The 22,472-nt window shown below is 59.8% G+C and carries 23 protein-coding genes and 1 pseudogene; 9 read left to right on the top strand and 15 right to left on the bottom strand.

Annotation, left to right across the window (positions count from 1 at the left end):
* Positions 1–70: 70 nt before the first annotated feature.
* From CHB77_RS16105 to CHB77_RS16095, 3 genes are read right to left on the bottom strand one after another with little or no spacing between them, the layout of a single operon-like run.
* Positions 71–649 carry a PHP domain-containing protein gene (locus CHB77_RS16105; protein WP_089389204.1) on the bottom strand — a complete coding sequence of 193 codons (579 nt, stop codon included), beginning with the start codon at positions 647–649 and terminating at the stop codon, positions 71–73.
* Entirely contained in the window at positions 646–2,169 is a 1,524-nt protein-coding gene (locus tag CHB77_RS16100; protein ID WP_089389203.1) for a Y-family DNA polymerase, read from the bottom strand. Before CHB77_RS16100 ends, CHB77_RS16105 begins: the two co-directional genes overlap by 4 nt.
* Positions 2,084–2,965: an ImuA family protein gene (locus tag CHB77_RS16095; RefSeq protein ID WP_242626677.1), complete on the bottom strand. Its 882-nt coding sequence runs from the start codon at positions 2,963–2,965 to the stop codon at positions 2,084–2,086. Before CHB77_RS16095 ends, CHB77_RS16100 begins: the two co-directional genes overlap by 86 nt.
* A 31-nt stretch (positions 2,966–2,996) precedes the next feature.
* Between CHB77_RS16095 and CHB77_RS18410 the strand changes: the two genes are divergently transcribed.
* On the top strand, positions 2,997–3,167 hold the full coding sequence (locus tag CHB77_RS18410) for an SOS response-associated peptidase family protein (RefSeq protein WP_176430361.1): 171 nt from the start codon (positions 2,997–2,999) through the stop codon (positions 3,165–3,167).
* 735 nt (positions 3,168–3,902) lie between these two features.
* Here CHB77_RS18410 and CHB77_RS16085 read toward each other — a convergent pair.
* Both CHB77_RS16085 and CHB77_RS16080 read right to left on the bottom strand, forming a co-directional pair.
* On the bottom strand, positions 3,903–4,412 hold the full coding sequence (locus tag CHB77_RS16085; protein ID WP_089389201.1) for a PIN domain-containing protein: 510 nt from the start codon (positions 4,410–4,412) through the stop codon (positions 3,903–3,905).
* The gene (locus CHB77_RS16080) at positions 4,409–5,530 is read right to left on the bottom strand and encodes a helix-turn-helix domain-containing protein (protein ID WP_089389200.1); all 1,122 of its coding nucleotides are present in this window, start codon (positions 5,528–5,530) and stop codon (positions 4,409–4,411) included. Before CHB77_RS16080 ends, CHB77_RS16085 begins: the two co-directional genes overlap by 4 nt.
* 123 nt (positions 5,531–5,653) lie before the next feature.
* On the opposite strand from CHB77_RS16080, the pseudogene CHB77_RS18705 reads away from it, so the two are divergent.
* From CHB77_RS18705 to CHB77_RS16050, 6 genes and pseudogenes are all read left to right on the top strand, one after another.
* Positions 5,654–5,821: pseudogene (locus tag CHB77_RS18705) on the top strand (DUF2188 domain-containing protein); the annotation flags it as partial.
* A gap of 26 nt (positions 5,822–5,847) precedes the next feature.
* Positions 5,848–6,876, top strand: a complete 1,029-nt coding sequence (locus CHB77_RS16070; protein WP_242626678.1) for a CBASS cGAMP-activated phospholipase — start codon at positions 5,848–5,850, stop codon at positions 6,874–6,876.
* On the top strand, positions 6,873–8,072 hold the full coding sequence (locus CHB77_RS16065; protein ID WP_089389198.1) for a nucleotidyltransferase domain-containing protein: 1,200 nt from the start codon (positions 6,873–6,875) through the stop codon (positions 8,070–8,072). The genes CHB77_RS16070 and CHB77_RS16065 overlap by 4 nt, the downstream gene beginning before the upstream one ends.
* Complete coding sequence (locus CHB77_RS16060) at positions 8,072–8,545, top strand: type II CBASS E2 protein (protein ID WP_089389197.1); 474 nt, start codon at positions 8,072–8,074, stop codon at positions 8,543–8,545. The genes CHB77_RS16065 and CHB77_RS16060 overlap by 1 nt, the downstream gene beginning before the upstream one ends.
* 541 nt (positions 8,546–9,086) lie before the next feature.
* On the top strand, positions 9,087–9,422 hold the full coding sequence (locus CHB77_RS16055; RefSeq protein ID WP_131023380.1) for a hypothetical protein: 336 nt from the start codon (positions 9,087–9,089) through the stop codon (positions 9,420–9,422).
* 39 nt (positions 9,423–9,461) lie between these two features.
* Complete coding sequence (locus CHB77_RS16050; protein WP_131023381.1) at positions 9,462–9,833, top strand: hypothetical protein; 372 nt, start codon at positions 9,462–9,464, stop codon at positions 9,831–9,833.
* 318 nt (positions 9,834–10,151) lie between these two features.
* On the opposite strand, the gene CHB77_RS16045 is transcribed toward CHB77_RS16050, so the two are convergent.
* The 9 genes from CHB77_RS16045 to CHB77_RS16010 all read right to left on the bottom strand — a co-directional run bounded on the left by CHB77_RS16045 (position 10,152) and on the right by CHB77_RS16010 (position 18,783).
* Positions 10,152–10,463 carry an H-NS histone family protein gene (locus CHB77_RS16045; RefSeq protein ID WP_341273566.1) on the bottom strand — a complete coding sequence of 104 codons (312 nt, stop codon included), beginning with the start codon at positions 10,461–10,463 and terminating at the stop codon, positions 10,152–10,154.
* Between the two features lie 98 nt (positions 10,464–10,561).
* Positions 10,562–11,341, bottom strand: coding sequence for an exodeoxyribonuclease III (gene xth, locus CHB77_RS16040; protein ID WP_089389208.1), 780 nt, complete (start codon positions 11,339–11,341; stop codon positions 10,562–10,564).
* A gap of 149 nt (positions 11,342–11,490) precedes the next feature.
* Positions 11,491–12,483 (bottom strand): phospholipase D family protein, encoded by a 993-nt coding sequence (locus tag CHB77_RS16035; RefSeq protein ID WP_089389193.1) that lies wholly within the window; start codon positions 12,481–12,483, stop codon positions 11,491–11,493.
* A 324-nt stretch (positions 12,484–12,807) separates the two neighbouring features.
* Complete coding sequence (locus CHB77_RS18150) at positions 12,808–13,182, bottom strand: hypothetical protein (protein ID WP_131023382.1); 375 nt, start codon at positions 13,180–13,182, stop codon at positions 12,808–12,810.
* 186 nt (positions 13,183–13,368) lie between these two features.
* Positions 13,369–15,672, bottom strand: coding sequence for a hypothetical protein (locus CHB77_RS16030; protein ID WP_131023383.1), 2,304 nt, complete (start codon positions 15,670–15,672; stop codon positions 13,369–13,371).
* A 237-nt stretch (positions 15,673–15,909) separates the two neighbouring features.
* Positions 15,910–17,133 carry an MBL fold metallo-hydrolase gene (locus CHB77_RS16025; RefSeq protein ID WP_207303058.1) on the bottom strand — a complete coding sequence of 408 codons (1,224 nt, stop codon included), beginning with the start codon at positions 17,131–17,133 and terminating at the stop codon, positions 15,910–15,912.
* A gap of 2 nt (positions 17,134–17,135) precedes the next feature.
* Positions 17,136–18,083: a hypothetical protein gene (locus tag CHB77_RS16020; protein WP_089389190.1), complete on the bottom strand. Its 948-nt coding sequence runs from the start codon at positions 18,081–18,083 to the stop codon at positions 17,136–17,138.
* Positions 18,084–18,142: 59 nt separating this feature from the next.
* Positions 18,143–18,589 carry a WapI family immunity protein gene (locus CHB77_RS16015; protein WP_089389189.1) on the bottom strand — a complete coding sequence of 149 codons (447 nt, stop codon included), beginning with the start codon at positions 18,587–18,589 and terminating at the stop codon, positions 18,143–18,145.
* 2 nt (positions 18,590–18,591) lie between these two features.
* Complete coding sequence (locus CHB77_RS16010) at positions 18,592–18,783, bottom strand: hypothetical protein (RefSeq protein ID WP_089389188.1); 192 nt, start codon at positions 18,781–18,783, stop codon at positions 18,592–18,594.
* Positions 18,784–18,889: 106 nt separating this feature from the next.
* Between CHB77_RS16010 and CHB77_RS16005 the strand changes: the two genes are divergently transcribed.
* Entirely contained in the window at positions 18,890–20,176 is a 1,287-nt protein-coding gene (locus tag CHB77_RS16005) for a COG3904 family protein (protein ID WP_131023384.1), read from the top strand.
* Between the two features lie 69 nt (positions 20,177–20,245).
* Here the strand turns inward: CHB77_RS16005 and CHB77_RS16000 are convergent, their stop codons facing one another.
* Positions 20,246–21,043: a GIY-YIG nuclease family protein gene (locus CHB77_RS16000; RefSeq protein ID WP_089389186.1), complete on the bottom strand. Its 798-nt coding sequence runs from the start codon at positions 21,041–21,043 to the stop codon at positions 20,246–20,248.
* A gap of 330 nt (positions 21,044–21,373) precedes the next feature.
* On the opposite strand from CHB77_RS16000, the gene CHB77_RS15995 reads away from it, so the two are divergent.
* Complete coding sequence (locus CHB77_RS15995; RefSeq protein WP_089389185.1) at positions 21,374–22,255, top strand: recombinase family protein; 882 nt, start codon at positions 21,374–21,376, stop codon at positions 22,253–22,255.
* Positions 22,256–22,472 lie beyond the last annotated feature (217 nt).

The following is a 22,472-nucleotide window of genomic DNA, read 5'->3' as shown; positions in this document are numbered from 1 at the left end:
CCGTCGCTCACCGCTCTGGGGAAAGGTTCACATGGCTCAATTCTCAGTGGAAATTACGCGCCTATCCGGCTCAGTTCTGGGTGGAAATCAACAGCACGTCATTGGTGACCACGGTCGGCACCCGCAGACGTGCCGCGATGTTCGACAGCTCGTAGAGCCGCATCTGGTCGTTCGGCCGGCGGCGCAGGGTGAGCGCAAGATAGGCCCGGTCGCCAAAGATGTCTCGCAGCCGACGCAGGCGAAGCGCGCAGGTGTCATCTGCCATGTCCGGCACAAGGATGGCGATCAGCCCTTCGGCATAATCCGCGACATCGGACCATTCGAGATGGCACGCGCCCTTGCCGGCGCGAGACTTGCCAAGCGTCAGGAGGCGACAGAGCCGAGCGTAGGCCGCCTTGTCCGTGGGATAGACGAGAAGCGACATGCCGCAGGCCAGGTCCAGCCTGCAGCCCACCACAAGCCGCACGCCTGTCGTCTTTGCCGCTTCCCAGGCCCGGACAATGCCGGCCAGCGAGTTGCGGTCGGCTATGGCCAAGGCCCGGATGCCCATGAGGGCTGCCGTGGCGAAGAGTTCCTCGGCCGAAGAGGCTCCCCGCAGGAAGGAGAACGGCGAGGTGACCTGCAACTCGGCATAGGCGTGACTTCTCATCCGAATATCCCGTGCAGGAACCAGCGATGGCTTCCCGTCTGGCTGTTCTCCCCATCACCGGCGCGAAAGACCCAGAAGCGTTCGCCGCCGTCATCCTCGACGCAGAAATAGTCCCGCACGGATACCGTCTCGGCATCACGCTTCCACCACTCCCCGAAGACCCGCTCCGGACCATCCGCCCGGCGCACCCGGCGGCGGATGCCGCGCCAGGAGATCCAGACAGGCGGCTGGTCGGGCAGCAGCGCCATCGTCTCGATCGGCTCGGGGCGGGGGAGCAGACGCGTTGGCCTCGGCCAATGATCCGGCCAGCCGAAGCCCACCGGTTCCGAGAGGGGCGCAATGCGCGCGACAGCCCGTTCCGGCACATCGCTGGCAACCGGCGCGAAGCGGTAGACGGCTCGGGCACCGACACGATTGGCGAGGACATCGACCAGGCCGGAGATGTCAGCCACGGGCTCCTCCAAGAGGGAACTGGCAGTCTGCCGGGCCTCGAGCGGCTCTGTCATGACGGCGGTAAGCGACAGGATCTCGATGCCGAAGCCCGGCGAGATGGTCTCGATCTTCTCGCAGAGAAGCCGCGTCAGTCGCTTCGGATCGCGCTGCGGCCTGGCCAGCCCGACGCGCAGGGTCTGGATCTGGGCGTCCACCCGCCAAGCCAGAAGATCGAGCCTGCGCGCGCCGACACCGCGTTCCTCAAGCTCTTCGCAAAGCCTGGCTGTCAGCTTGCCGATGTATCGCGCGATGGTCTCGGCGGCAGCGATCGGCTCGGCAAAGCTGCGGCGCACCTCCACCACCTCCGCCGGCCGCAGGGGCTCGATCGGCTCCGATGTCCGGCAGAGCGCTTGGTCGAGCCTGCGGCAGAGTTCGGGACCGAAGCGCCTGGTCAGCGGCGCGCGCGGTTGATGGAGGAGATCGCCGATGCGCCTGAAGCCCAGGCCATGCAGTCCGGAGAGCGTGGCAGGAGGCAGGCGCAGCGCCGAAAGGGGCAGGGGGGCCAGACAGTCCTCCAATGTCCCGGCTTCCTGGACGTGGATCGGCTCGGCCACATGGCGAGCCAGGGCATGGGCCGCGCCCCAGCTATCGGAAATAGCCGCGCGGGCAGTCACACCGGACATCGTCAGCCGTCCAATCAGGGCTTCGAGCATCGCCTCCTCCCCGCCGTGCAGATGGTCGGCGCCCGTGGAGTCGATGACCAGGCCGTCGGGTGCATCGACCGCCACGACCGGCGAGATGCGCTGGAGCACCCAGAGCGCCAGGCGCTCGAGGGAGGCGGCGTCCGCGGAAGGATCGGCCTGCAGCACCTGCAGTCCCGGCACCATGGCCTGGGCCTTGCTGACCGGCATGCCGATGGAGAGGCCCAGCTGGAGGGCCGCGGAACAGGCTGCCGTCACAAGCCTCCTGTTGCCCAGCCGTCCCGCCAGGACCAGCGGTTCTTCAGCTGACGGCGCTGCGTCGCCCGCCTGCCGCCGCAGCCGATCGATCGGCCACATCGGCAGGAAGACGGAGATGACCCGTGCCATCACATGCCTCCAGCTCGATATCGACGCTCTCGCCCGCTCGTGCCCGGATCAACTCGACGAGCCAGCGGGCACGGCTGATGCCGGGAACGGGCAGGGAAGCCGAGGGCAGGACCGAGATACGCCAGCGCGTCATCGCAGCCGTGGGCTGGCCGAAATCGAAGGCGTCTTGCTCCCTGCGCCACCGACGCAGAGCAATGCCGGTTGTTCCGGACTCCTTGGCAGCCAGGTGCAGACGCCGAGAGACCGTCATCGAAAGCCGTGCCACCTCGGCCACGACCACCGCCAAGCCGCCATGGCGCAGACCTTCCTCCATGCAGGCCAGGACCGACACGTCGTCACCCGCCTCCACGACGATCACCCTGTCGGGACCAAGCCCCGCCTGCTCGAGGCCGGGGGCGAAGAGATCAGCCTGCGTCACGCACCACAGGACCTGTCCCGGCAGGCGGGCGGCGATGCCGGCAGCAAAGCAGGAGGCTGCCGCCCCGTCCACTGCGCCGCTCCCGCCGCCCGCGACTTCATGCAGGCAGCCCAACGCAAGGCCACCCCCGGGCAAGCGCGCGTCCAGCTCCGGCACATCGAAGGGCAGGAAAGCCCTGTTGCGGCTACTCTCGCCTTCCAGCGCCGCAATTTGCGCGCGCAGGGCAGCAATTGCAGGTTGAGCCGGACGGGCAGGCACGGAAAGAGGTCTCCTCAGGGAATGCAGATAAACAAATGTGTTCCTGTTTTGTTCCTTTACTGGGCCCTCTGTCAACCTGTAGGTTGGCAATGATGTGGGGATAACTTTCAGACGGATCACCGACGCCCTTCCGGAAACCATTGAGGCCACCATGTGCAACCTCTACAACCTTTCCACGAACCAGCAGGCCATCCGTGACCTCGCGAGGGTGATGCAGGATATTCTGGGCAACCTTAAGCCGAGCCTGGATGTCTATCCCGACCGCGCTGCCCCGGTCGTGCGCAACACGCCCGAGTGGCGCGAGCTGGCGCGCCTCGCCTGAGGCATGTCCACGCCACCGCAGTTCCTGAAGACAAAGGATGCCTCCGATACAGGCGTCACCAATATCCGCAACACGGCCAGCCCGCATTGGCGCCGCTGGCTTGGCGTCGAGAGCCGCTGCCTGGTGCCCGGCACGGCTTTCTCGGAATACGGCTCGACGCCGGATCCCAAGACGAAAAGGAAGCCTCTATGACTTCGTCCCGTTAAAAACGGGAGGATTACCGGTCAAGAGCTGCCTGGACAGAGACATCCAGGATCTCGACGTCATGATCGTGACTGCGCCAGACGAACTCAGGGCCGTGTTCGACTGCTACGATTCCATGGCAGAGGCCATCGAGTTTGCCGTTGCCGTATCCTGGGCGGAGACAGCTCTCGGAAGATTGCGGGTGACCCACTGATTTGGGCAACCCTCCGCTTCAGAGGCCAGTCCCCAGCAGGATAACGGCGGCTCCCACCGCGAGCAGAAGAACCGGTATCCTGAGCATCCCCCCGGATGAAGCTGAACAGCGCCATTCCCGCGACAATGGCGAGGCCGAAGCCAAATGCGGCACCCGCCGCGGTGATCGCGCCCCCGTCGTCGCGCAGCCCTATCTGGACCAGGACGGGCAGTGGGGCCGCGAAGACTAGGAGTGCAGGCCGTATTGTTGTGCGTGTCGGTGAGCAAACCTATACCGGAAAGCCGGTGGCGGGCTGAGTTGAGGCAGGAAGCCTACCGGCTCTCGGATCCGTTGCCGTGTCAGGACCTGCGAAGAAGGCGCAGACGGTTTTCGATTTCGGCTGGGGGCAGGAACACAGCGCGGTCATCCCGCCAAAGCTCAAGGGCCGAGATCAGCAGGTCAGCTTCGCAGGCGCCTGTCGTGCGCAACTCGTCGATGATCCAAAGCACGCCATGCACCCGCACATTGCGCGCGATCGCTACCTTCCGCAGGTTCCCATCCCCCGTCAGCAAGATCCCGTTTTCTTGACAGGCGGCGGTCACCAGCGCGAAACAGTCGTTCGCTGAGAGACCGCTATGCTTCTGTTTGAGTGCGAACACCTGAGCCACTTCATCGCCGGGCAGGTCATAGATCGTTAAGCCGCCATCCTCCAGCATGCGCCATTCCTGGGGCGTGAAGTCGAGAAGCTCTTCCATGCGTATCGGCAGGGGGACGATGAACCGGTAGGGCAGCCGCAGAAGGACATGAAGCAATTGACCCTTACGGAGGTCGATCAGGCATGATGCATCGTTGACGACAATGCAGGTCAATGTTCGCGCGGCCCCCGGATTTCGCGTTCGATGATGTTCAGGGGCAGGCCAAGCATTTGCGCCGCACGGACCGGTGAAATCAGTTCTTCGCCAAGGGCACGCCAGACCAGACGCTGAAAGCGTTGAGGAGCCTCGAACGCTGCAAAGCCCTTGCCATCTTCGATCGGCTCGGGTTCAACGGTTCGCCATTTGCGGGCGTAGGTCTTGAAAGCATATTCTACGGCCGCTTCTGACAGGATACCGACCTGCCGGAGCCGCATCAGCATTGCTGCAGCTGAAACGCCATAGGTCCGCTTAAGCTGCATGATTTCATGATAGGTGACGCCACGCTGGTGTTCACCGGCCAGGGCGGTGAGATGTTCAGCTGGTATCAGGAAAGCACCTGCAAAGCGGTTCATCGCCGGTTCCAGCCGGATCGACGGATTGCCGGTCCCATCAATGATCCGGTGTGCCAGCTCGTGGGCAAGGTTGAATCGCTTGCGCTCGACATTGGTCTGACGCGCGACAACCACCACCTCGGTTGGTGGGCGATTTGCACGCTCGACATGGCATGCCATACCGTTGATCCGTTCCGGCAGATCGGTCTCGATGACCTTCAGCCCCTTGTCCTCGAGCAGCGCGGTCATGCTGGGGATCGGATCTATCCCCAACTGCCATTTCCTGCGAACTTCCCGCGCTTTTTTGTCGAGGGTGATATCGCTCTCAACATGGTCGATCCGGATATCCGCAAAAGGGTCGTCCGAAGGATTGAGATCAAGAATGTCCTCGATAGCGAGGTAGTATTCCAGCTTCCCGATTACTACCGCTTCAGCCTTGGCTCGGTCCTGTGCGGATGCGTTCGAGGTCTTGCGCCACTCAAGGGACTGAAGCCCCTCCACCTGGCCGCCCATCAGAAAGTCCAGCGACACCCCAAGAGACTTGCTCAGGCCAACCAGGACACCCGACGACGGCATCATCTTGTCTGCCTCGTATTTGCTGATTGCCTGCGCCGAAATGCCGGGGGTCACGCTCTCAGCGAGCGCCTGCATGGATAATCCCGCCTGCTTGCGGGCAAGCCTGAGCCTTTGTCCGAACATGGTTTTTCTCCCATCAACATTGCGGCGGTTGATAAACGCCATATCGTAGTGTATTTATAAACACAGGGTTGACTGATCGTCAATGAAAGGTGGGTTTAAACGGCCAAAATGACCAAGAAAAATCAGCACGTTGTTCCGCATTCTAGTGGTTGAGCGGTCAGGGGTGCAGGCAATGAACGTGTCACTTCCGTCCACGGCACGCAACGTGAGGCGATCGGCGCAGCCCGTGAAACCGCAATTCGGCAAGGCAGCGAAATACTGATCGATGGCGAGAATGGCCGCATCCGCGGGCGCAACACCTATGGCAAGGATCTGTATCCGCCGGAGGGCTGAACGGTAAAGGCGAGATGGACATCCGGATGAGCAGCAGCGGGAACAACACCAGGCAAATACGTCGCATCCTTTCCATCGATGGAGGAGGGATCAAAGGCACGATGCCTGCTGCCTTCCTCGCAGGGCTCGAGGAGGATCTGGGCCAGCCCATCGGGCGCTATTTTGATCTCATCGCTGGCACATCGACGGGTGGCATCATCGCACTGGGTCTTGGCCTTGGCTGCACGGCAAGGGAAATGCTCGATCTCTACGAAAATCGAGGGCCTGTCATATTCGGCCAAGACGACGCGGATGTTGAGTCGCCAGGGAGAATTCGGCGGGCTTGGCGCACCCTCACCGCTACAGGGCGGCACGCTGTCGGACCAAAGCACGATTCGGAAATTCTTGCCCGGGAACTCAAGGCAGTCCTGAAGGGCAACCTCATTGGGCAGTCGCAGACCCGGCTGGTCATCCCGGCATGGGATGCCGATCTACGCAGCCCCTATATCTATAAGACCGCTCATCACATGCGTCTGCAGACCGACTATCGCAAGACAGCACTTGATGCCGCTCTGGCCACAGCGGCCGCGCCCACGTATTTCAAGCGGCATCGCACGGTCGATGATATCGGCCTGACCGATGGCGGAACATGGGCCAACAACCCCACGGCCATTGCTGTCGTCGAAGCCATAACCCTTCTGGGGTGGCATCCGTCAGACCTGCGTATTCTGAGCCTGGGATGTCTGGATGAAGTCTACACGCTGCCCGAAAGCCCGGGGTTTGCGGGCCTCGGCCTCAAAGTCTTGAACCTCTACGCGGATGGGCAATCACACGGCGCCCTCGGCATGGCGAAGCTCCTGACGGGACATCCTTACGATGGGGATCGCATCTACCGTGTTTCGCCTTCCGTCCCGAGTGGATTTTTCTCTCTGGATGACTCCACCAAGATCGGCCGTCTAAAGGGTCTTGGCATGTCGGAAGCCCGAAAGGCGAAGCCCCATCTGACCCCAATCTTTTTCAGTCAGCCAGCCGACGCCTTTGTGCCGGTCCATCAACTTAAGGAGGATGCGGCATGAACCAAATGTTGCGACAACCCCTTACCGATAGCGATATCCGGCGACGCACGCAGATATTCTCCATCCTAGACGAGATAGGCGAGGCTCTGGACCTGACCGAGACCCAGTTCGACCGCGCCCGCCAAAGCTACAATGCGGTTGGGGACTGGTTGTCGGGATCAGCCGATCCACTGCTGGTCAGCGTCTTGGTCTACCTTCAAGGTTCCACTGCGCTCGGAACGGCCGTGAAGCCGATCGGGCGGCGGGAGTTCGATGTCGATCTGATCTGCTTCTGTGCAGGTGTTACGTCCGGTATTTCCCCAACGGCTCTGAAAGTGGCGGTTGGCAATCGCTTGAAGGAACACGCCATCTATGTGCGGCTTCTCGTAGAAAAGAAGCGCTGCTGGCGTCTCAACTACGCGGGCGATTTTCACCTCGACCTTTCTCCGACAATTGCAAATCCGCTCTGCATCAACCGGGGCGAACTGGTGCCCGACCGGACGTTGAAAGACTGGCATCCGACAAATCCGCGAGCCTACAAGAGCCTGTTCGATGAGCGCGCCGCACTCCAACCTACCTTCGTTGGCAGGTTCATCGCTATGCAGCGGGATAAGGCGACGGTAGAGCCCTTCCCCGTCCGTGAAGGGGTGAAGGGCATCCTGCGCCGCATCGTGCAGTTGCTCAAACGTCACCGGGACGTCTTCTACGAGAACAACACGGAAGATGTCGCCCCGATTTCGATTATCATTACTACGCTTGCGATGCAGGCTTACGCGTATTGCGTGCGGCAGCATGTCTTCGAGGATGAAATGGATGTCGTGGTAGAAACGATCCGGATGATGCCGCATTTCATTGAGCGCCCTGTTCTGAACGGCCGGCAGGTCTATGCGATCCTGAACGAGACAACCGACGGAGAAAATTTTGCGGACAACTGGAACAAGGATGCACGCCGCGCGCCGGCGTTCTACGCGTGGCACGCGCGAGTCCTGTCCGACTTCGAGGCACTTCGCGATGCCGTCGGTCAAGACCGCTTGTCCCTGAACATGGAGCGTTCGTTCGGTTCTGGCGTCACTGGTCGGGTTCTCGGCAAACGCGTCGGTGTAGTGTCGGAGGGTCGCAAATCGGGTCTGCTTTCCGTCGCACCGCTGATCGGGCTGACGACATCGAAGGTCGCCACATCAACGGCCGTTCCCGTAAACACATTTTTCGGTGATTGATGAAAGGACGAGGCCAGCAACATGACCTGACCCTGTCGCAGCAACTGCTGTTTCTGAAGGCCAACCCGGCTATTGGAGGTGTGGGGACGGTCCGCGCAAACAGGCTGACATGGCAAGTGCCCATACAGCCGACTCCCTTGGCGCGCTCCTATCTTACCACCGTCACGTATCAGCCGGATCAAACGCCCGACGTTCAGATAAACGATCCGGATCTGGAGCTACTGGCGGACGGGCGACCTTTGCCTCATGTCTACAGGAACCCGCTGCGTCTCTGCCTCTATCTTCCGGGAACCCGGGAGTGGGAGGCACGAAAGCGGATCGACCAGACCGTCATTCCGTGGACCTACATCTGGCTCTACTATTTCGAGGATTGGCTTTGGTCTGACGACTGGAAGGGTGAAGGGCAACACCCGCGCGACGAGCCAAAGCCTGTTGGAAATCGGGCGCTGCGCAGGGCGGTGGCCCGGTCCTAAACGGTCGATCGATTCCGTCCTTGGACAGAAACGCTTGAGTTTTGTCCGTGGCGCCTGACGCGAAGAGCCCAAATTGACCATGACGCCCTGCGCCGCGTTCGCACGTGCAACGGAGCGCGCGTCGGCCCTCACGGCCCAAAGCCGCTGTTCGTCGATCATGCAGCGGATGGCCTCTCCCAGCCCTTGAGATAACGGTCGCCTTGGTGGCGCTGCCGACCGGTGCCTCCTCTTATCCGACTTTCGGGCCAGACGCAGAGAGTCGCAGTCCCTATAGTGGTAGCGAGCGCCGGGCGAGCCTGCTTCATGCCGTTACTAATTATTGCAAAGGCTTGTGGGCGTCACAGGATTGTGCGCACTCTTTTGGGCAGATCGAGCTTCGCGCGTCCGTAGACAATAGCGAACCGGCAATAGATGGAGTTTTGCGCTTCTCATGGTCTTTTCAAAGCTTTTTCGACAACAGCCCGCAATTGTTTCTTCTCTCCATGACGCCGCAAATTTCTTGCGAGCCCAAGCCTTCGCTGTAGAGTTTATGGAAGAGCGAATGATGGGTGACACGCCCATGCAGCGCTACAGGGTTCGTCGTGGAACCTCGGCGTTCATCCTCACATCAGATGGGCAAGTTCTGACTTTCCTGTCCGCAGTCAGGCTTGGTGACGGATGGACCGACATGGATATCCTGAAGTGGAACACCAATAAATCCTACATGACATTCACATATTCTCCCGAGGGTAATATGGCGATTCTGAAGCATCACTGCTTCATTTCAGGCGGACTTCCTGCGAAAACGCTTCATCGTCTCGCAGAAATCTGGATGGCTTTCCTGCCAAAGTTCCTGACCGAAATGAACCTGTCAGAATCTGACGTGGTGAGAATGTGATGCGAAACAACGATTATTTCATCCGATCTCAATGAAATCTTGTCTGTCGTTCACGGAATCCATCCCGAAGCCTCTACAGAGAATTTCAAGGGATTGACCAAATCTATCAAGGTCCAAATCAGCGACGGCGACTATGCGTTCAACATCTTTCTCGATCATGGTGGTGAGACAATGCAGTTATACGGGGAGGTTCACTTCCCATACGCAGGTTTTTCAACGACTGCTGGGCACTGGAATGCCCATGAAACCATAGGGCCGCTGCTGACTATAATCGATGGGTATGCGTTGCGATTTGACGTCAACATCTCTTATGGTGTTACGGAGGCCTCGCTTCAAGACATTCTCAAGGCTTATCTACAAGCCTTCCAAAAACTAATCGCTCACAGAAAAAACGGGCAGGAAGGGCACTGAATTTGACCTGCCCCCCGGAAGTTCCCTCGCCGTGATGTAGAGTCTGCCCAACCTTGCGCTGCTCCCCAAGCTTGGACCGCCGGATTCTGGAGTTTTCCGGTTTGGTCATGGCGACGGGCTGGCTGCGCCGCCGGGATAATGCAGGGCGATCGGGACCTTGTATCCGATCGCGCTGTGAGGTCGGTCAAACGACATGCCGGAAACCAGCAAAAGCTGATGCCTGGCTTGGCAGACTGCATACCGTTTGACCTGCTCAAAACATCCTTGTCTTGGACGTGCGAGAGAAAGAGAATGCACTTCAGGAATAACGATCAGTGATCAGATCGCGAAATCCTCGAGCGATTTTCCGGCTTCCAGAGCCTCCACGATCCAGCCAGGCTTTCGACCGCGACCGCTCCAGGTCAGCTCAGAGTTTTCCGGATGGCGGTATTTCGGCTCGGCCTTCTGCTTGGCGGGTTGAGCGGCCAGCATGTCTTCTAGCGAGGAAAAGCCTGCGGCCTTGGCAATCTCAGTTGCCTTCTGGATGGCGTCCTTTTTGCGGCGGTTCTCGAAATCGGCAATGGCGGCTGCGGATTTCTTGTTGATCTCTTTCAGCTGCTCAAGGGACAGCTCATTATAGTTGATATCCATGATGATCTCCTGAAATGATGTTCGTCAATACACAAGGCATGCCGTTCAGGAAAGTCTGTAAATTGAATTTCGGGCTTGATCTTTAATGGAAGATCGGCTCACTCCCGAGCCAGGTCAATCCAGGCCGGCGCATGATCGCTGGCTTTCGACCGACCTCGCATATCCCGATCAACACCCGCGTCCTTGAGCCTTGCTGTCAAATGATGCGAGAGCAGCAGGTGATCGAGCCGCAATCCGGCACTCCGCTCCCGAGCCTGACGCAGATAATCCCAGAAGGGATAAACGGGCTTGTCGGTATGGATGGTCGCCGTCGCGCCACACCAGCCTTGTTTCAGAAGAGACGCATAGGCTTTTCGAACGTGCTGCGGCAAGAACAGAGCATCATCCTGCCAGCGATCCGGATTATAAACGTCGTGCTCGGCGGGAATGATGTTGTAGTCCCCAGCGAGGATCACCGGGACGTCGAGAGCGAGCAGCTGTTTTGCGTGGACGGTGAACTGCTTTAGCCATTCGAGCTTGTAGTCCCATTTCGGACCCGGTGCGGGATTGCCGTTCGGGACATAAAGACAGCCCACCAGCACGCCATTCACCGCAGCCTCGATATAGCGGCATTGGCTGGGATCTGGATCCCGCGGCAACCCGCGGCGCGTGAGCACCGGCTCGCTGCCGCGCGACAGGATCGCCACGCCGTTCCAGCGGCTCTGGCCGTGCCAGACGTAAGCGTAGCCGGCCTCTTTTAGCTGCCGCTCAGGGAACTTCGCCTGCGGGGCCTTCAGGTCCTGCAGGCAAACAATGTCGGACTGTGTGTCATCCAGCCAGGCCAGCAGCGTCTCCAGGCGGCCATTGGTGCCGTTGATGTTGTAGGTGGCGATCCGCACCCCACTGCCATGCCGCATGTCAGAGAAGCCGTCCCTGGGGTTCGTCGGGAGCTTTCTCTGTCAACGCGATCGGCAACTGCCCTTCAGGCCACCAACGATACCACAGGCTGTTTACACCGCGCACAGGCGAACCCGCCCGATGCCAGGTATTATAAGAGAAACTCCGCCAGGAGCTTGCAGAATTTCTTGGCGGTAATGGGACCACCAACCACCTTTTTCTTAAGATTGGTCATCATGGCGCTGAGATTGCCGCTTTTACTACTTTCATCCTTGGTCAAGCTCGGAAAGCCCGTGACGGACCATGGTAACTTCTCGAAATATGAGATCACATGGATATCGCCCGGCTCGTCGGGATCCTCCACTTCCAGGTTGCCGACAAAACGAAGTGCTTGGCTGTATACTTTCCCGCGTTTCCCGCGATGAAGGCTGATGTAGTAGCCGTCCAGCTCCAGCGCCTTATCAAGGTCACTGAAGACATCCAGCTCGCTCTTCGGCACCCATTGTGCCTTTTCGACAACTTCCGACGAACGGTGAAGCGCCGACCTCTGCAGGCGCCGCCCGATTTGTTCTCTAGTAAGCAGATATCCCCACAACCCCGCCTCCTCCTCCGGTCCGGCGACAGCTTCAAAAAAGGTCTTAGCCTCGCTCTTGTGGCCGGACGGCGCACCACGCTTGTTCGCTTGCCATCGAACTCTCGCCCACTCGATGGCCTCGGGTCCGACGACGTTGGCATCCTCCCAAATCTCGTCGAACCAAGCTGTGGCAGCTCTGCAGGCCTTGTCGTCGGGTGCTAGAAAAACTGAAGCCTCGATGAGTGTCGCCTGCGACAGGAACCCGACCCCACGGTTGGAGAGGTTTGCAGACCCAATCACGCAACCCTCGTCGGAGATGTAGACCTTTGCGTGAAAGTTCGGAAGGTGGCGAAGACTGTCACCAATCTTCTTAGACAGCACGGTCAGAACCTCGGGATTAGTTCCCCCCATGCTGATATCGCAGATCACGCGGGTGCCTTTCGAGATCAGATCCTCCGCTCCCTTGCCCAGGAATGCCGACGCGATGCGGACATTCTTTCCCGCGAGGATGCTCTTGATCTGCGGACTGCTGCCAACCTCGGCTGCCGAGCTGACGAGAAACTGTGTCAAAATTATCTCCTTGTAACTAACCAATAACGATTTCTTAGCCAGCCAGGCTCAAAGCAGCCAGTCGGAAGAATATTAAGTGTCAAGACTACATATGTGTTCGCTAACGGCGGTCTCTACATGCGGCATGCTCCACGCTTCTATCAGCCGTGATGTTGTGCGAATTTGAGGGCTAAAATTATCAAAGTTTGTCCTTCAACTCCAACTCCCCGCTTGGCTTCCCAAAGCGAGCACTGCTTGGTCGATATTACTACGCCTACCAACAACGTCCGGTCTGGGGACACTGCGCTGCAGCATCTAAGCTGTGCTAACGGCTGCAATGAGTCGCTAAACGTTTTGTTGAACCCATCCAAGGACAGCATAAGCATCTTTTAGGTCCCGGAGGCGAATTTTGACCTCGTTCTTATTGTTAAGTTCAGCATTAGGAAAAACCCGCAACAGCATTTTGGCGTCTTTTAGTGGCCCGGTGAAAGCCGGCTTTCTGAAATACCAAAGCACCCACGATTTGTTCAGAACGGCCGAGAAGAGCCATCGCTCGTCTATTTCGAAGCGTAACTCTTTCTGTATATACCCATTGCTTGCAGGTCTTATCTGAAAGCCATCAGGCAACTTTGCCTGCGCGAGTAATAGATATACGGCTCGAACACGATCGTCGAGAGGATCAGCAAGCTGACGATGAAGTTGCTCGTCGTCGACTAGCATTACGTGCCCTCCACAACCTGTATGGCCACTATTAGTCGCTATCTGGCATTTATCTGCAAGTAGAGACGCTGTTTTTGAACGTCCGCTTTGGAGCAGCTACTGCGCAGCTAACGTGACTAGTGCGAATAGCAGCTTAGGGCCGTTCAGAGCTGACCAAGCGGCGACGACTACCCTGGACAGTTACATCTATTGTGACACCCTTCCGGCATGCCCTCGGATAGCTTCACTGACCTTCGCACCTAGTTCTTTCGCTGCGTCCGTGGTGGAGGGCTTCGCGGCAAGGCAGTGGGCAAGCCTGTGTCGAGCACGCAGAACGTTGTAATTAACCATATCGGTAGCCGAAGCCTTCACAAGCAGCTCCATTGCCGCCCGCAGGGACGAGGGCGGCGGCATCCGGTCGCGAGCTTCAATGGCGGCGATCAGATCATCTGCCATGCGCGCCTCAAGCCAGATGAACAGCTCACGTGGTAGCGTGCTGTCGGCCGTGCGGAGCCGATTCAGACGGAACGTTAGGGCTGTGATCTGACCGTTCGCCGCTTTCAGCAAGGCAGCATGCATGTCGCGCGCCACCTTAAGGACCTCTGCGCGCCATTCACTCCTGATTCCCCGATCCAGCAGATCATGCGCGCGTCCCGTTCCAAGCAATGCCGCGACCCCTGCAACCGGACCGAGTATCAGCGCACCCGCAGGACCCAGGGCCACAAGGCCCAGGATCGCGCCCCCCGCTTGTCCCGCCCCGGTCAGACCGCCACGGATGGTCAGGTCGATGACTAGCCATGCGGGCAAATCCTCAACCGGGATCTGTCCTGTCCACGCCTTGTGGGCTGCGCGCGCCCCACCAATGATCGTCGCATAGAGCGGCACAGGCACGTCCGCCAATCCGGCGGCTGCCTCAAGCGATCGGTCCACAAGGCTCTGGACATGATCGAGGTCGAAGCCGCTTGCGGTCGTCACCATTGGCGCCCAAGGCTCATCCAATGCTTGGGCCTGTGCGGCCAGATCAGTATCGGCGATGACCGGAACGTCGGGGTATTTCGCGAAATGGTCTTGCAGCAACGAGATGCTGGTGCCGCATTTGACTTGGACCGGAACGCCGTCGACGATCAGGTCGTAACCGGGCATTGTGGCACTCTCGGGCAAGACTACGTCGTGACCCTCTTCGATCAGCTGCGCCATGACCAGCTGCTCGGCGCTGTAGCCCCGCAGCGCAACCCGGGCACCCTGAGAGGCGAAGTTCTCGACATGAACCGCAAGATCTAGCGGCGTGTCGAACTCGGTCACTCGCGAGAAATCAACGGCAGCCAAGACTGCCGGATCGACCGCGGCCGCGTGATAGAGCATGTCGCCCGCTGTCAGACCTGCAACCAGAGCGGTGTCTTGGCGGTCGGTGCTTTGCTCGACGGCGATGTGCGCACCCCAGAGACCGGGCGCCTCCGCTGACATGGGAGGAATGCTCGTAGACATCGTGGCGATGATTGTCTCGGCTAGGCCGCGAACTGCCTTGCGCTGCTTGCCGTTGAGATGACGCAACTCGGTGTCGGGCATTTGGTGAAGCCCTCGAAACGCGTCTAAGAGCGCGGCCATCCCGTCATCCGCACCCTGACCGCGCACTGCCAAGAGGATCGCGACCCTCGCGGCGGCAACCTTGCGGGCGGCGCTGGCCCGGCCGCTGATTGCCAAATAGCCAAGGGCCGCGCTGCCGGCGATGACTGTCACGGGATTAATCATCACGAACAGTAGCGATGTGAGCGTCGGTCCGGCAACGAAAGGGATCACGGCAGACAGCTTGGCCGCTACCAGATAAGGTGCAAAGCCCGCCGATCCAATCGCACTGGCCATTGCGGCCCATCCGCCGCCGGCGAGGACCGCAGCCGAGATTGCCTGTTGCCCCTTGCGAATGGCCGCGGCAACCTCGGGGTCCAACTCGCCCCGGTCGCTTGCCGCCGCGAGGCCCTCCATCATGACCATCATCTCATGGGCGACGACATCCGGAAAGGTCACCGCCGCTCGCGCACGTCCGCCGGCGCCCGTCGCACGGCGCAGCAACTGCCGTCCCGCCCTACCCATGAACGACAGCTCGGCGTCCGCCCTCTCTTGCTGTGAATTGGCCACGGCGGGGGCAAGGATCTCAGAGGCGCGGACGGCGATGGCGGCAGCCTCCTTCTCTAAGCCGCGGGTTGAAAGAGGATAAAGGTCTGGCAGCCCCAGGCCCTGCTTGACGCCGAGCCACAGCCTTGACCGCAGCGTATTCGTCGAGAGTGGTCCATCCAATAAATCCTTGGCAAAGGCGGTCAAACGATCGGCGCGCTGTTTGTCGTCAGAGACAAGCTTTCGCCGGGCGGCCTCGCCCATGACGCCTACAATTTTCGAAAGCCGGGCGGCGTTCAGGAGGGCCAAGAGGCCACAAATTTCCTGGCGAGACGCGTCGCCTAGACCGGCGGCGATGTGGCGGGGAGACGGAGCGGCCCGCTGGCAGATCATGTTCGGCATCTTAGAAGCCTACCTAGAGGGTCGGATGCAGGGCACCCCAACTACATCGAAATGGCCCCTGATTTGGCCGAACTCTACTTGGATGCACATCAGCGACGTTCCTTTGTCAGTGTCGCTGCAGTGAGTATGAGCGGATGGTCTGGGGCCCAAGCTGCAGTTCACTGCTTGCCCGACCGGCAGCTTAGGGCCAAATCGACGGCCTCGTGGCTGGCGCGGCTTTGCTCACCCCTGCTGGAGTTAGATCGTGAAGGTTTCGGCGTCACCCAGCCTAATAATACTGCCGAAGCCATCCTGTTCGGTGTTCCAGTTGCTACCATGAACAGGGATCACCGCTTTAGCCGAGATCGCTGCGGCGAAGGCACGCAATGTAGCAGGCGAGGCATGGCCGCTCGTATGGATGTGCTTGATCGTGCTACCGGCGCTTCTGAACCAGTCCAGCATCTCGGTCTGGTCCTTGAGATAACCGGACCACATCGAGAAGCTGTAAGCATCTTCGGCTGTCGGAACGACTCCCTTCGCCAAGTAGTCCCGGTGCAAGTTACCGCGGCGGATCATTGCGATGTAGTTGTCGCGTTCCAGATCCGCGGCCCCGAAGCCAACCTGGGCCATTTTTGCCAGCCAATCCTCCCGGCCAAGCCGCTTATAATAGGCAACGAGGTTGCGGGTCAGCACGACTTTCAGCTTGTCGATCCCCAGATAAGGCGCGCTCAAATGCTCGCGGAGGGCGTCGAGGACTTCCGCCGTGTAAAGGTCGACCGCTAAGGTCCGGCCCGATTTCGATGCCGCGCGGTAAAGCGTGACCGTCCTGTCAATGTTCTGGCCCGACCAGGTAACAAATACCCGCCCCGCCGTCCGTCTGGCCAAGTCGACGAACCTGGCCTCAAGCTCATCCTCGCTTTCTGTCGGCTTATTGGTCCCCAGATTGGTGCCCTCGATGATCAGGACATCAACGTCTTCAGGTGGCGCCGCGATCAGCCTGTCGACAAGGTTGCCCTTGCGACCATGGTTCCGAAAATCTCCGCTGTAGAGGATCCGTCGGCCGTCGACTTCGATCAGCAGCATGTAGGCATCAAAACCCGAGTGATCCGTTAGGTAGGGCCTCACCTGAAATGCGCCCCGTGAGAAACTTCGTCTGCTGCTCCAGGTGGAAAGCTCTCGATCAAGGGGTTGTTGTGCGAAACGGGCCGTGATGCCGATCAGCTTCGCCGAAGCGACGCCGGTCATCACTTCCCAGCGCGCTGGCAGTTCGTTGATGAGCCCCCAATGGTCTTGGTGCGGGTGGCAGATCAGCACTGTCGCATCGCCGGTGAGATCAAGCGACTTGGGCAGAAGCCCGGTGGCGCCCGGTGGCGCATCCAAAGGGCGTCCTGCATCGAGGATCAGGCGCTGGCCCGAGGCCGATCTGATCTCAATGCAGGAGCCGCCGATTTCCGCCGACCCGCGATGGACGGTGACGGACACTTTCAAGGCAGCTGGTCCAAAACGAAAGAACCATCAACTCCGATGAGCTGCACATGACCTTTGGTCTCATCCCGCAGCTTCTTGTCATGTCTATTTTCCACAAAGCTCTTGCCTGAGCGCCCTCGGGTATCGACCACGTATCGCACAACGGGATCCACGGTCAGCACAATGTTCTCTCTCGAGCCTATGGCGCGGATACCCTCGCCAAGCGGGTGCAGCGTGATCCCCGATTCGGACGCGAGATCATGAGCATGAACCAGTGATCGGCACGCGTCGCGCGCTCCTTGCAGGAAGTCGGCGCGGTTCTGTTCGGAGCGGAGCCACGTCGTGTAGGCCTCATACTGCTTCAAGGTCTTAGGGTTCGTCAGAGACCGGCTGCCAGAATTGGCAGCCAGTTTCGCTTCCCACAGCACGATGCGCCAGCCCCTGCCGTGCGGCTCAAGTGCAAGAAGATCCATCCTCGGCGCCGTGGCCCCACCCGGAAGACCAATCTCGACGTCGAAGACGTCTGCATTCGCTCCGATCAGTTCTTCGACGAAGACCTTTTCCCCCAAGACCAGTGCTCCGTCCTTGTCCCGGCCCTGCTTGTAGAGGGAGCGCTGGATGCGTCGATCAAGTTCAACGCCCTCCTCGCCGGGCTGACAGGGAGGCACATCAACCGTCTCTGCTTTGAGTGGCTTGTCATCCTGCAGGTAGGTCAGGTCTGCACTTGCGTGGAACTGCTTCTTGGAGCACTTCACCTTCGCGATCTGCTGCCCACCACAATAGAAGGTCATGATGTCCTGGGATCGGATCGCCAGTCTGAGAGAGAGGATCTGACCCCTCTCGTTCTTCAGCGGAGCCTGGCCAGCAGGCCGCCACCGTTTCAGAAGCTCCTCGAACCAAGGATGCTCTTCTACCAGCTTCGGGGTCAAACGGGATAGTTCGACACGCCTTTGAAATCTGCTCATCCTTGGTCCTGTGAAATGATGATCTGCGTTGGAGAAATGGTGGTCGGGACGTTCACGCTTCACGAAATATTTTGCAGTGTCGTGCGCGGAGGGTAATCTCGCAAGATAGCTGCAAGGCCATCGATCCAGTTCCGCAGATCCTCGTCTGTGACGATGACGTATGCCGTGTCGCCACTCTCATGACCGAATCCAACATCAACCTGCCCATCGCTTCGCCGCTTCGCGGTGATCATGCAAATCTGCTCGGTCGGATAGAACCCGAGTTCTGATGCAGCATGATCGGCAAGTGCGATCAGGTCAGCCTGAAACCGAGCCAGTTCTACAGCTTCAAAGCTCGTAGAGCCTGGCGATGTCGTATGCTGCCCCTTGAAGGTCGAGCTTGTTGTGAGCCAGTCAAAGTCAAAAGGATCGGTTTCTTCCGGGTGGAGGCGGCCCTGGATCCGGATCGTCAGAGGCCCGATCAGGAGGTCGTGGGCAGAGGATTGGTCTAAGTGAGAAAGAGGCATCTTCAACCTGCATGAGAGTGCATGCCTCTATATTCACGTTGCCCCTTTTTCTGATGGACACCTGGGGAGAAATTGTGAAGGCGCTGCGACATTTCAGCAACGTCAGAAATCCCCATGATCGGGAAAGTATTCTCTACTCGTCCCTCGAGCAGCTTTTGGCTGTATTCAAGATACTCTTCCTTGCCGCAGATCATCCCATTTCCTTGTCACTATGGTCAGGACCCATAAACTTGCTTGAAGGCGCATTCCTGTCTGCCGTGCAGCAGGGGCACATGCCGGCATTCCGGAATGCTATTGGCCTTGAACAAAGAACGCACCCAGGGAAAATGCGGCGACCTCGCCTTTCGGCTCCGCTGGCGCAACTCGAAGAACTTCCACAGGAGCCTTGCCCTTATGCATGTATTCCAATTCCTGTTATGTCTTTCCTTGCTGATCCCTTGGGCGACCGTAGCCCATTCCCAGCAGACAGGCGGCGAGTGCCCTCGCCCGCTAGCTATGGAAGAAGGGGCTTTCGAGCGACCCATGGTCTTCTCGATGGCGACCTCGAAAGGCAACATGACGACGTCGACATGGATCGCGGCGACAGGCCGGATCGAACTGGATTCGGCGGATCGGTTCCGTGAGTTTCTGGCGCGGGAAAACCTGACGCAGTCTCAGGTCGTGCTGCATTCCCCGGGTGGAAGCCTCCAAGCTGGCATGGAACTCGGCCGCCTGTTTCGCGAACACGGCATGACGACCCATATTGGCCGGACCCGGCGCGACATCGAGAGCTACGCGTCTCCATGCGATACTTGGTTCGACATGGTGGAGGCAGGCATCTGCGCCAGTTCCTGCGCCTATGCGTTCCTTGGCGGCGAGGTCCGGTTCGTTGACTCCCCTTATTATCCCACCGAGAACAGCCGTCTCGGCTTCCACCAGTTCTACCGCGGCAGCTCCGAAGAGGGTGCCGAGATGCTCACCTCGCAGCAGGTTGCAGAGCTGAGATCGAGCACGCTTTCCGTGGCCCAGGCGGTGACTGGGCAGATCGTCCTCTACGCTATGGAAATGGGTATCGACCCTCGTATTGTCGCCCTGGCTGCCGCAACCCCTAGCGACAGCCTGTATTTTCCAACCGCCGCCGAGATGGAGGAACTCAGCATCGCTTCCGGGAAGGGCCTGTCCACCTGGTTCATGGAGCCATATTCGGACGGGCTAGTTACCGCGACACGGCCGAACCGAAGTGACTCGGTCCTCCAGCAGGTCACAGCCTTCTGCTCCGGGCCGAGTGGTGAGCCTAAACTGCTGATCAAGATGCGGATGGGTTCGACCGGCGATCCTGATCCCGTGCGATCCTATGTGAATGCCATTCTCATCAGTGTCGATAGCAAGACATATGCGATCCCGAAGTCCGACCTCTCGATACGATACGAAGGAGGTTCTGCCTTCCTGACCGTTCCGGTGGTGGGCCTGCCTTCGCTCTTGGTCAGTGCGCACCGCCTCGAGTTCGGAATCGACGCGGCACGCGTGATGGGCCTCTTTCAGGAGGGTGGCGAACTCGACCCGATGTCCCGGAGTGCGCTGGCTCTGGCCTGGAAAAACTGCATATGAGCGGAGTTCCTCTTCCGCCTCTACACGTGCCAGGGAGAGGCCCATGCGGCAGATGCGAAAGGACGCTTTTCAGCGGACGAGTTTGCTCACCACGATCCGTTTCTGCGCACGGATGACACAGGAAAGTTGATCGTCCGGCTCGCAATTGGCGACGAACCAGTCGCGCAACCCTACACAGCGGATGCGCGCGGAGCCGTTCGGGTTAGAAACGCGGTTGATGAATGCCCCGACTGAGGGCGAACCGTCCTCGAAGTCGATGGTGACAGGATCGCCATGTGCGCCGAGGTGGACGCTGGCAACGGTCGGGACATTGATTACGCCATTCTTGCGATACCAGTCCGTGAGGGTCACAGTGAAGACGGCCTCCGCCGGAGCAGGGTCGCTTTCCTGCGTTTCGCCGGCTGTGCCGAAATCCTCACTTTCGATCTCGGCTGTCTCGGTGACCACGCGGCCACGGTCCCGTCCGTTCCATGACGGCGAGAACCGCGCAATGAGATCGTCCTCGAGTCCTGCAGCCAAGTTCAGCCGAAACTCTCCGATGCGCAGGTCGGTCGTGGGCACGAAGCCCAGAACGCCGATCACCTTATCAGCAGCAATCGCTTCGAGGATGTTGCGGTTGCAGCGCACATTGGTAGACTGGTTCGACCGCGGATTGGCGTAATAGTAGAAGCGCTTGCGGATACCCTGCGTGGTCTTGCCGATGTAGAGGACTTCCGTCTTCTCGGTGAAGGCATAGCAGGCATTGGGCACGAGCGTGAGCTTGGCACCAATCTCGCTTGCAAGGCAAAGGGCGATCCTGTCCTCTGTGTCGAGGCGCCATTCGCCGATTTCAACAAACCCGATCCGCTTGAGGTCTTCAACATCCATTGCGGACCTATACCGGCTTTCTCCTCTTTCACCATAAGACACCGCAGTATGATTTGCTTCATGCCCGCTCGTATAATTCTTAGTGCGGATTACAGAATTGATTTTTATGTCACGGCCGCTCAACGACAGAGGGGTCTTCAGGATGCAGGTAGCAGGGTGAAAGTTCCAGTTGTGGGAACGCCCGCAGACAGGAGAAGAAGTCAGCTAACGCTTCCGCTTGGTGAAGTGCTTCTAGAAGGCGGCCACTAATAGGCGCCTTCAAACGACCGTTTTATCCTGCGATTTGATTGTGTATGGAGGGTTACCAACAGCCTAAACCTGGAGCCATCCATGCCTCTCATCGGCTATGCCCGCGTCTCGACGGGCGAACAGACGCTCGATCCGCAGCGGATGGAGCTGCGTGCGGTAGGCTGCGCCATCATTCACGAGGAGCACGCCTCAGGTGCCGACCGCACTCGCCCTGCCCTCGCGCGGCTTCTGGCGACGATCCGACCGGGCGAGACGCTGGTGGTTGTGCGCTTGGACCGGCTGGCCCGCTCCCTGAGCCATCTTCTGCAGGTGATCGAGACGCTGGAGGCCAGAGGCGCGCATTTCCGGTCGCTGGGCGATCCCATCGACACCACCACGGCGCAGGGCAAGTTCTCGTTGCAGGTGATGGGGGCGGTTGCGGAACTGGAACGTGCGCTGATCCGCGAGCGCACCAAGGCCGGGCTGCGTGCTGCGCGCGCCCAAGGGCGGGTCGGCGGCAATCCGGCGCTGAAGGCGGGCGATCGCGAGGCGATCCGCAAGCTGCGCCTCGCGCGTGACGAAACCTACTTCCAGAAGCTCGAAGCCACGGCCGACACCTGGCTGCCTCTGGTGCGCCGCCACCGACCCGAGATGGCCTGGGACGACCTGACGCGGCTCCTGGGCACACGCACCGGTCAGCCCTGGACAGTCGAGCGGCTGAAGCGCGCGGCCCGGCGCTATGTTCGCGACGGGCTACTGCCTGCCACGGTGCTGGATCGCGCCCCGCGCCGCACGGCCGACGACCGGCTGCTGGCCATCATCGCCGGGATGCGCCATGCCGATCCCGACCTGACGTTGGCGGGCATTGCGAAGCGGCTGGAGGACATGCGCGAACGCACCCCGCGCGGCAGTTCGAAGTGGTATCCGTCTTCCGTGCGGTCGCTGCTGTTGCGGGCCGAACGGCTGGGGCTGATCACGGCCTAGACGCCTCTGCTGGGTCAAGCTGACCGATGCTGGGCGGCAGGTCCTGGCCCATCCTGCTTCCGCGCTTGGCGCCGAAGAAGGCAGGAAGGGGCACTGCACAGCCTGTGCAGGACCTCGATTAGGAAGACCGGCTGGCGGAAAAAGAAGCCCCCCGGTGGGAGCCTGACATGCTGCACCGAGGGGCTTTGCAGGGGCGGAGCTTAGGGCTTCACCAGGT

Source organism: Paracoccus sediminis (genome assembly GCF_900188295.1).
In the GTDB taxonomy this organism is placed as follows: domain Bacteria; phylum Pseudomonadota; class Alphaproteobacteria; order Rhodobacterales; family Rhodobacteraceae; genus Paracoccus; species Paracoccus sediminis.
The sequence above is the reverse complement of the archived record's forward strand: the minus strand, read 5'-3'. Positions and strand labels throughout refer to the sequence as shown.